Annotated in this window: 12 protein-coding genes; 2 read left to right on the top strand and 10 right to left on the bottom strand. The window is 64.5% G+C overall.

What is annotated here, in order from left to right; translation table 11 throughout:
• Window positions 1–70: 70 nt before the first annotated feature.
• A complete protein-coding gene (locus tag ACYPYD_RS14050) occupies window positions 71–760 on the bottom strand; it encodes a DUF2490 domain-containing protein (protein WP_008829094.1) in 690 nt (229 codons plus the stop codon).
• A gap of 143 nt (window positions 761–903) precedes the next feature.
• On the opposite strand from ACYPYD_RS14050, the gene ACYPYD_RS14045 reads away from it, so the two are divergent.
• Window positions 904–1092, top strand: a complete 189-nt coding sequence (locus ACYPYD_RS14045) for a hypothetical protein (protein WP_008829093.1) — start codon at window positions 904–906, stop codon at window positions 1090–1092.
• Window positions 1093–1096: 4 nt separating this feature from the next.
• Here the strand turns inward: ACYPYD_RS14045 and ACYPYD_RS14040 are convergent, their stop codons facing one another.
• From ACYPYD_RS14040 to ACYPYD_RS14010, 7 genes are all read right to left on the bottom strand, one after another.
• Entirely contained in the window at window positions 1097–1636 is a 540-nt protein-coding gene (locus ACYPYD_RS14040; protein ID WP_069707460.1) for a nucleoside 2-deoxyribosyltransferase domain-containing protein, read from the bottom strand.
• A 2-nt stretch (window positions 1637–1638) separates the two neighbouring features.
• On the bottom strand, window positions 1639–2400 hold the full coding sequence (gloB, locus tag ACYPYD_RS14035; RefSeq protein ID WP_008829092.1) for a hydroxyacylglutathione hydrolase: 762 nt from the start codon (window positions 2398–2400) through the stop codon (window positions 1639–1641).
• 46 nt (window positions 2401–2446) lie between these two features.
• Window positions 2447–2848 carry a VOC family protein gene (locus ACYPYD_RS14030; RefSeq protein ID WP_008829091.1) on the bottom strand — a complete coding sequence of 134 codons (402 nt, stop codon included), beginning with the start codon at window positions 2846–2848 and terminating at the stop codon, window positions 2447–2449.
• 132 nt (window positions 2849–2980) lie between these two features.
• The gene (rpsA, locus tag ACYPYD_RS14025) at window positions 2981–4693 is read right to left on the bottom strand and encodes a 30S ribosomal protein S1 (protein ID WP_008829090.1); all 1713 of its coding nucleotides are present in this window, start codon (window positions 4691–4693) and stop codon (window positions 2981–2983) included.
• Window positions 4694–4950: 257 nt separating this feature from the next.
• Complete coding sequence (locus ACYPYD_RS14020; protein WP_008829089.1) at window positions 4951–5205, bottom strand: hypothetical protein; 255 nt, start codon at window positions 5203–5205, stop codon at window positions 4951–4953.
• A 12-nt stretch (window positions 5206–5217) separates the two neighbouring features.
• Window positions 5218–5346, bottom strand: coding sequence for a hypothetical protein (locus ACYPYD_RS14015; protein ID WP_459663726.1), 129 nt, complete (start codon window positions 5344–5346; stop codon window positions 5218–5220).
• A gap of 37 nt (window positions 5347–5383) precedes the next feature.
• Window positions 5384–6421, bottom strand: a complete 1038-nt coding sequence (locus tag ACYPYD_RS14010) for a beta-1,6-N-acetylglucosaminyltransferase (protein WP_459663725.1) — start codon at window positions 6419–6421, stop codon at window positions 5384–5386.
• A gap of 183 nt (window positions 6422–6604) precedes the next feature.
• Here ACYPYD_RS14010 and ACYPYD_RS14005 point away from each other — a divergent pair, with 183 nt between their 5' ends.
• A complete protein-coding gene (locus ACYPYD_RS14005) occupies window positions 6605–7108 on the top strand; it encodes an Mpo1 family 2-hydroxy fatty acid dioxygenase (RefSeq protein WP_459663724.1) in 504 nt (167 codons plus the stop codon).
• Here the strand turns inward: ACYPYD_RS14005 and ACYPYD_RS14000 are convergent.
• Together ACYPYD_RS14000 and ACYPYD_RS13995 are read right to left on the bottom strand one after the other, a co-directional pair.
• Complete coding sequence (locus tag ACYPYD_RS14000) at window positions 7096–7722, bottom strand: (d)CMP kinase (protein ID WP_459663722.1); 627 nt, start codon at window positions 7720–7722, stop codon at window positions 7096–7098. The two genes, ACYPYD_RS14005 and ACYPYD_RS14000, sit on opposite strands and share 13 nt — an antisense overlap.
• On the bottom strand, window positions 7719–7847 hold a 129-nt coding region (locus tag ACYPYD_RS13995; RefSeq protein WP_459663745.1), incomplete at its 5' end, for a hypothetical protein. The genes ACYPYD_RS13995 and ACYPYD_RS14000, both read right to left, overlap by 4 nt.

Raw genomic sequence — 7847 nt, 5'->3', positions numbered from 1 at the left:
CCCCCCCCCCCCCCCCCTCCGTCAGCCCTGCGGACTGCCACCTCCCCATCGCTTCGCGACAGGGAGGATATTAGTGCCGGTAGAACAGCGTCACGGACGCCACGTGGTTCATCCGCGTGCGTCCGCGGGTCTGATCGATGGTCTGATTCAGATAGCCCAGTTCCAGCGTCGAGGCGCCGGGAAGGCCCACTTCCGCACCGACGAAGCTGCGCAGTTGGTCGAAGCCGCTGCGTGCGCCCCAGTCGGTGTCGTTGAGCGCCACGAAACCTTCGGCATAGACCAGCGCATTCACCGCATCGCTGCCCGACTTGAGCGGATGTTCATAGCGAATCATCTCACGCAGTCGCCAGCCCACGTCGCTGCCGTCAGAGCGCCAGCGCTGCTCCAGCCGCGTGCGTGAGGACAACTCGCCGCCGAAAGGCTTGCCGAGGGCGAGGTTCAACTGCTGAAAGCTGCGCTCCTCGTTGATGTCGCGGCCGCCGTCGACGGGCGACACGATATGCGCGTAGCCTTGGTACAGAGTGGCCGAGGACGAGAGCTTAACCCCCACCGCTCCGCGCAGCAGCAGGGCGTCGAGGCGCGAGATGCCGTCGCCGATGCGGGGCTGGAATTCGGCGAAATAGACCACGTCGCCGGAAATCGGTCCCATCGCCGTGAGATTGATCCAGGCCTGCTCGTCCTGTGTCGTTTCCGCGTGAACGGAACTGGAGGTCAACACGGCGGCAGCGGTCAGGGCGAGGTGGGCGAGGCGCGAAATCATGGCGCGGCGATATGGCTGGAACGTGTCGCATTCATTGCTGGGGCGTCAGGTCTTGTATCGCCGACAGTCTCGCAAAGCCCTCTTTCGCGAAGGATGATCCCGCACTAGTCTGGCTGTCCAATAATAAGCAGGAGAGGTGTCATATGTTCGTGAAGCTAACCGGGGCAGACCGTACCGCGACCGCCATCAACGCCTCGCAGGTGACATTCGTGTCCCAGGTGACCGAAGGCACCCGCATCCGTTTCGGCGAAGGGCGTTCGGTCACCGTGGTGGAGCCGCTCGACGAAGTGATCGAGCGGCTGAACAAGACACTCTCCTTCCCGGAGACCTGAAGGGCTATTCCGCTTTCCAGCGCTTCAACCGGGCGCGGACTTCGGAGACGAGGTCCTCGAAGGCCGCGACCCGGGTGATGCCGTAACGCTCGGCGGTGATGTCGACGTTACCCTTGCGCCAGAAGCCGTCGGGGCACAGCAGCACGATCCTGCCGCTGCGCCCGTGAAGGCCCAGTTCGAGCAGGCTGATCGGGCTCTGCGTGCCGGGTGCGAGGTACATGACGATCACGTCCGCGCTGTCGAGCGCGGAAAGCTCCCATTCGACCTGCTGGCGGAAATGCGGCTCTTCGGCCACGGGTTTCCACGCAGGGTCCCAGTCCGGGCGGCGCGGGTTGAGGAGGATCGCGGGCTGGTCGGCGAGCGCGGCGATCAGGTCCGCCTGCCAGTCCCGCGCGACGCCCATCTCGATGCTGCCGCCGAGGAATACGCGCGGCCGGTCATGCGAGGACGGTAGCGGCGTGGGCGATACGATGACTTCGGCGGCGAGAGCAGGCGAGGAAGCGAGCGGCAGGGCCATGAGCGCGGCGGCGACGCTTTTCAGCACGGTCAGAACGAATCCTTCGCACTGCGCAGCGCTGCGAACGTCGCCACCGCGTCGCCGGAATGTTCCCAGCGCTTCTGGAGGGCGGGGTCGTCGGCGCGCAGGAAGGGATTGGTACGCAGTTCCCGCTCCAGCTTGGTCGGCACCGTCGGCAGGCCCTTGTCGCGGCGGCGGGTGATTTCCTCGGCGTAGGCCTGGAGGTCGGCGTTGTCGGGATCGGCATGGAGCGCGAAGCGGGCGTTTGACGCCGTATATTCGTGCGCGCAGTAGATCATCGTCTCGCCGGGCAGGGCCTTGAGGCGCTTGAGCGACGCCCAGAACTGCTCGGGGTTGCCTTCGAACATCCGGCCGCAGCCGAGCGCGAACAGGGCGTCGCCGACGAAGGCGATGCATGATCCGGGCAAGTGGTAGGCGATGTGGCCATTGGTATGCCCGCCGACGTCGATCACGAAAGCCTGCCGGTCGCCGATGGTGACGATGTCGCCCTGACCGACAGTGCGATCGACCGCCTCGATCTTGCCCGCGTCCCCGGCCGGAGCGGTTACCCGGCAGCCGGTGACCGCCTTGATCGCGGCATTGCCGCCTGCGTGATCCGGGTGCCAGTGGGTGTTCCAGATCTGGGTGATCTGCCAGCCCTTCCGGCCCGCCTGTCGCAGATATTCATCGGCGTCAGGGGTGTCGATGCAGACGGTTTCCTGGCTCACCGGATCGTGCAGCAGGTAGCCGTAGTTGTCGGACAGGCAGGGGAACTGGTGGACTTCGAGCATGGCACTCTCCTTGCGAGGGCTATCCTTGCGAGAGCGATGTAGGTCCTCAGTCGGGCTCTGGAAAGGGCAGGGAGAGCTGCCAACTGACGCCGTGCACATCGCTGAGCCACGTGAACAGAGCCGCGAACTCGTAGCCGTCCAGCGGCATCATCACCTTGCCGCCTTCGCCCAGGACTTTCGCGGCGTGGCGAAGCTGCGCCTCGTCCTCGCAATCGACGAAGATCGAGGTCGCGGGGGTGAAGGTGAAGGCGTGCGGGATCGGGCTGTCGAACACCCGCCACTCGGTGCCGCCGAGCGTGAAGCGCGCGGAGGAGAGCTTGCCATGCGCCTCGCCGCCGGAGTGGCGCTCCAGTTCCGTAACCTTGATGTGATCGGGAAACGCACGCTTCCACAGGATCAACGCTTCCTGCGCATCGCCCTGGAACATGAGGAAGGGAGTGGCTTGCATGGTTTTCGATCCTTGCCCGGCTCGCAGGAACAAAGCGGGCGGGGCATCGCGGTTCCCCAAAAGCAAAAGCCCGCCCGGATCGCTCCGGGCGGGCTTTCACTGTTTCAGCTTCGATGAAGCCGAAGACCGTTCTTACGAACGCGCCTTCAGGGCCTCGCCGAGGATGTCGCCGAGCGAAGCGCCCGAGTCCGACGAACCGTACTGCTCGACTGCTTCCTTCTCTTCGGCCAGCTGGCGGGCCTTGACCGAGAAGTTCGGCTTCTTGGAACGGTCGAAACCGGTGACCATGGCGTCGAGCTTCTGGCCGACCTGGAAGCGGTCGGGGCGCTGCTCGTCGCGGTCGCGGCCGAGGTCCGAACGCTTGATGAAGCCGGTGGCTCCATCGTCGCCAGCCTGGACTTCCAGGCCGCCGTCGCGAACTTCGAGAACGGTGACGGTGACGACCTGACCACGGCGCAGGTTGCCCTCAGCCGAGGAACCGGTGCCGCCGGCAGCCGGAGCACCACGCTCAAGCTGCTTCATGCCGAGCGAGATGCGCTCCTTCTCGACATCGACGTCGAGAACCACGGCCGAGACCTGCTCGCCCTTGCGGTGCAGAGCCAGCGCGTCTTCGCCCGAGATGCCCCATGCGATGTCCGACATGTGGACCATGCCGTCCACATCGCCATCGAGGCCGATGAACAGACCGAATTCGGTCGCGTTCTTGACTTCGCCTTCGACCTGCGAGCCGACCGGGTGACGCTCTGCGAACGCTTCCCAGGGGTTCTGCTGGGCCTGCTTCAGGCCGAGCGAGATGCGGCGCTTGTCCGAATCGACTTCGAGAACGACCACTTCGACTTCCTGCGAGGTCGAGACGATCTTGCCCGGGTGGACGTTCTTCTTGGTCCAGGACATTTCCGAAACGTGGACGAGGCCCTCGATCCCGGCTTCCAGCTCCACGAAGGCGCCGTATTCGGTGATGTTGGTGACCGTGCCCTGCAGCTTCGCGCCGACCGGGTACTTGACGCCAGCGCCTTCCCACGGATCGCTTTCCAGCTGCTTCATGCCGAGGCTGATGCGCTGGGTTTCGCTGTTGATGCGGATGATCTGCACCTTCACGGTGTCGCCGATGGCGATCACTTCGCTCGGGTGGTTGACGCGCTTGTAGCTCATGTCGGTGACATGGAGCAGGCCGTCGATGCCGCCGAGGTCAACGAACGCACCGTAGTCGGTGATGTTCTTGACGACGCCGTCGATGACCTGGCCTTCGCTCAGCTTGTCGATCAGCTCGCTGCGCTGTTCGGCGCGGGTCTCTTCGAGCACGGCGCGGCGCGACACGACGATGTTGCCACGGCGACGGTCCATCTTGAGGATCTGGAAGGGCTGCGGCACGTCCATCAGCGGGGTGACGTCGCGCACGGGGCGGATGTCAACCTGCGAGCCGGGGAGGAATGCAACGGCGCCGTCGAGGTCGACGGTGAAGCCGCCCTTGACGCGGCCGAAGATCACGCCTTCGACGCGCTTGCCTTCGCCGAACTCGCTTTCCAGCTTGTCCCAGGCGGCTTCGCGGCGTGCACGGTCGCGCGACAGCATCGCTTCGCCGTCGGCGTTCTCGACGCGGTCGACGTAGACTTCGACTTCGTCACCGACCTTCAGGCCGTGGTCGTCTTCGCCACGAGCGAACTCGCGCAGCGACACGCGGCCTTCGCTCTTGAGGCCCACGTCGATGACGGCCTTGTCGTTCTCGATCGCGGTGACAGTGCCCTTGACGACGCGGCCTTCGAAGCCGTCGTCAGCGACGCCGCCGAGCTGCTCGTCGAGCATCTTCGCGAAATCGTCGCGGGTCGGATTGGCAACAGATGCCATCAACACATTTCCTTCGTTCGATTTTTCCGGCCTGGCGGTTGTATCCGCCGGTCTTTTCTCCGCTGCCTGCACCATGCAGGAAAACGGGCCAAAGGGGCCGAACTGCCGCGGCGGCCGGATGCCGTTCGCGGCGCCCCTGAGGCAGATGCCTTTCGGGACCCGGGGCCATTACGCGCGAGGGGGCGGAAATGCAAGGGATTTGGCATTTCCCGTGACATCGACGGCCCCGCAACGACCACGGTGCGCAAGCGGCGGCGTCACACGTGTCCGGGACCTATGTGCTGGCCTTCACCGACCTCGTCGGCTTCGAGCGCGAACTGCAGGACGATGGCAGTATCGAGCTTGTCGAGCGGGGTCAGTTTGGCATCGCGTTTTTCGGCCGAGATGGCTTCTGCCTCCCAGGCTTTCGCTGCAGCCATCGCGATACCCCGGCGGTTTTCGAGCGGCTCGCTGAGGGCTTTCGCGCGCTGCAGCGCTTCTTGCTCTCTGCAGAAAGTTGCTGACATGCGCATTTTGTTGCTCCCTTAGCGCTTCATGTTTTGAAGACCGGCGACCACGCCCGGCTTTTCGGTCGGCTTCGATGCGTTGGTCTTCGGCTTTGCCGCCTTGGGCTTGCGGACTTTGCGGTTCGATTTTTTCTGCGACTTGGCCATGTTCGTTCTTCCTGTGCTGGTTCGATGGAGCGCGCCGTCAGGCGGCGACGACGTCCGGCAGGCTCGAAAATGCGGCCGCCGGACGGTAGATATTTGCCGCTTCCGAGTACAGATGGCGTTCGAGCAGCGAGAGAATCGTGGTGTCGGTCTCCGCGTCGAACTTGCGCGCGAACAGGTCTGGGCTTGCCTGCAAGCGGTCGATGTCGCGTTCGTCGTAATTGCGCGGGCGCAGCTTGATGTCGCCATCGGGGACCCATTCTATCATCCGCAGATCGTCGTTCATGACGATGCCGTGGTCGCCGCCGTTCATCATCACGGTCTGGAAGAAGGCTTCGTCCGCGATAAAACTGTTGCGATAGAATGTTTTAAACGGGTCGGCTCGCCGATCATGGCAGGCATATTCGCAGAAGCCGCGGGTCACGGCCTTCCACTGAGTGCCGATGAAGGGGGTGCTGCCCGCGGGGTAGGGGCGGGCGGCTCCCGGCGTCAGCTTGCCATGCTCTTCGGTGAACCGATGGCTGATGCGATTCAGGGTGTCGGGCCGTTCCTGGCGCTGATCGAGCGCGCGGATGAACTGCCTGCCCGGATTGGCTGCAAAGAATTGACGGATGTAGTTCTGGCTTTTGAGAGGAAAGTCCTGGCCGGACAGGTTTATGTAATGTGTCCAGCGACCGTCCATTTCGAGGAGACGAGCCATTCCGCGCAGTTCCGCATCGACGAGGCTGTAGCCACCCCACAGCGCATTTTGCGGGTCGAGGATCGCCACCCCTTGGTAGGGCTGCAGAAAGGACGCAATGTCATTCGCAAGGGCCTCGCCTGAGCTTTTGTCGACATGGATGACGTATTGATTTCCCGCTTGATAGATGGCTTCGAAGAGCCGCTTGAACTGCGCCGGATAGCGGTGAACGAGCAGGAAATAAGCAATCATGCGGTTGTCCATTTCGAGCCGCGCGTGACTGGCTGTCAAAATCCAGGCAATGGCGGCAACGTTTCCTGTCTCAGGAAAGCCGATCGAAAAGTATTTTTGATCGTGAAGAGACACCGCTGGACAGGGTTGCGACGAAATAAATTGCAACAGCGTGGCGAATACATGGCTATTCGCTGGAGATATTACAAGGTTTCCCGAAGGCGTGGTTTCACTCGATCAGGAGCGGCGCTCACGGGCAGGGCGGGCAATTCCGTTTCTCGCGCAATGGGGCCGCCAACATCGCTGGCTGAATTTTTTCATGCCGCTATCATGTCGTTCGGGAGAAAAGAGATGTCCGAACGGCTCGTGTGCCATCTGGCGCAATATGCGGCGTATCACCGCGACCGGCGCAATGTCATGACGCACATGATCGGCATTCCGATGATCGTGCTGGCGGTCGAGGTGCTGCTGGCGCGGCCCCGGATCGAGATCGCCGGAATCTGCCTTGCAGCCGTCGACTTCGCCATCGTCGCGGTGTGCTGCTTCTACTTCACGCTGGACCGCAGGCTGGCCTGCGGCATGGCGGCGGTGCTTGCGGTGGGGAAGGTGATCGGCGGCAAGCTGGCCGAGCAGGATACCGCGACCTGGCTGGGCTGGGGGTTAAGCCTGTTCGTGGTGGGCTGGCTGTTCCAGCTGCTCGGCCACAAGTGGGAGGGGCGCGAGCCCGCTTTCCTCGACGACGTGCGCGGTCTGCTGATCGGCCCGCTGTTCGTGCTGGCCGAGGCGGTGTTCCACTTCGGCAGGCGGCTCGAACTGCGCGGGGCAATCGAAAGGCGGCTCGCTCAGGCCGACTGAACGAGCGCGTCCACGGCGGCGATGGCGGCGGCGATTGCTTCCTCGCGCTTGAGGGTGGAGGTGTCGATCAGCAGCGCATCGGCGGCGGCGACCAGCGGCGCATCCTTGCGGCCCTTGTCGCGGGCGTCGCGGGCGGCGAGGTCGGCGGCGATCTCTTCCAGCGAAGCGTCGCGGCCATGCGCCTGCATCTCAAGGAAGCGCCGCTGCGCGCGGGCCTCCACCGAGGCGACGACGAAGAGCTTGGCTGTAGCCTCCGGCGCGATGACGGTGCCGATGTCACGCCCGTCGAGCACGGCGCCGCCGGGCTGGGTAGCGAAGCTGCGCTGGCGCTCGAACAGGGCCTGGCGCACGGCGGGGTGGATCGAGACGCGGCTGGCGAGGCCGCCGGTCGCCTCGGAGCGCAGTTCCGGGTCGGCCAGCAGTTCGGGCGCGAAAGTGCAGGCGGCTAGCGCGTCGGCCGGATCGTCCGGATTGCCGCCGCTCAACGCGCACTGGTGGCCCACCGCGCGGTAGAGCAGCCCGGTGTCGAGATGCGGCAAGTGGAAGTGCGCGGCCAGTGCCTTGGCGATCGTGCCCTTGCCCGAGGCGGTCGGTCCGTCGACGGCGATGATCATGCGGTCAGGCCCTCCAGCATCGCCTCGAACACCGGGAAGCTGGTGGCGATCGGGCGCACGTCGTCCACTTCGACGCCCGCGCGGCTGGCGAGGCCCGCGACCGCCATCGACATGGCGATGCGGTG

The sequence above is a fragment of the Novosphingobium sp. 11B genome (assembly GCF_054589055.1).
The sequence above is the reverse complement of the archived record's forward strand: the minus strand, read 5'-3'. Positions and strand labels throughout refer to the sequence as shown.

Excerpts from the sequence above, each read along its gene's own strand:
- ACYPYD_RS14050 (WP_008829094.1), bottom strand. The coding sequence starts at position 760 with ATGATTTCGCGCCTCGCCCACCTCGCCCTGACCGCTGCCGCCGTGTTG.
- ACYPYD_RS14045 (WP_008829093.1), top strand. The coding sequence starts at position 904 with ATGTTCGTGAAGCTAACCGGGGCAGACCGTACCGCGACCGCCATCAAC.
- gloB (WP_008829092.1), bottom strand. The coding sequence starts at position 2,400 with ATGCTCGAAGTCCACCAGTTCCCCTGCCTGTCCGACAACTACGGCTAC.
- ACYPYD_RS14030 (WP_008829091.1), bottom strand. The coding sequence starts at position 2,848 with ATGCAAGCCACTCCCTTCCTCATGTTCCAGGGCGATGCGCAGGAAGCG.
- rpsA (WP_008829090.1), bottom strand. The coding sequence starts at position 4,693 with ATGGCATCTGTTGCCAATCCGACCCGCGACGATTTCGCGAAGATGCTC.
- ACYPYD_RS14020 (WP_008829089.1), bottom strand. The coding sequence starts at position 5,205 with ATGCGCATGTCAGCAACTTTCTGCAGAGAGCAAGAAGCGCTGCAGCGC.
- ACYPYD_RS14015 (WP_459663726.1), bottom strand. The coding sequence starts at position 5,346 with ATGGCCAAGTCGCAGAAAAAATCGAACCGCAAAGTCCGCAAGCCCAAG.
- ACYPYD_RS14005 (WP_459663724.1), top strand. The coding sequence starts at position 6,605 with ATGTCCGAACGGCTCGTGTGCCATCTGGCGCAATATGCGGCGTATCAC.
- ACYPYD_RS14000 (WP_459663722.1), bottom strand. The coding sequence starts at position 7,722 with ATGATCATCGCCGTCGACGGACCGACCGCCTCGGGCAAGGGCACGATC.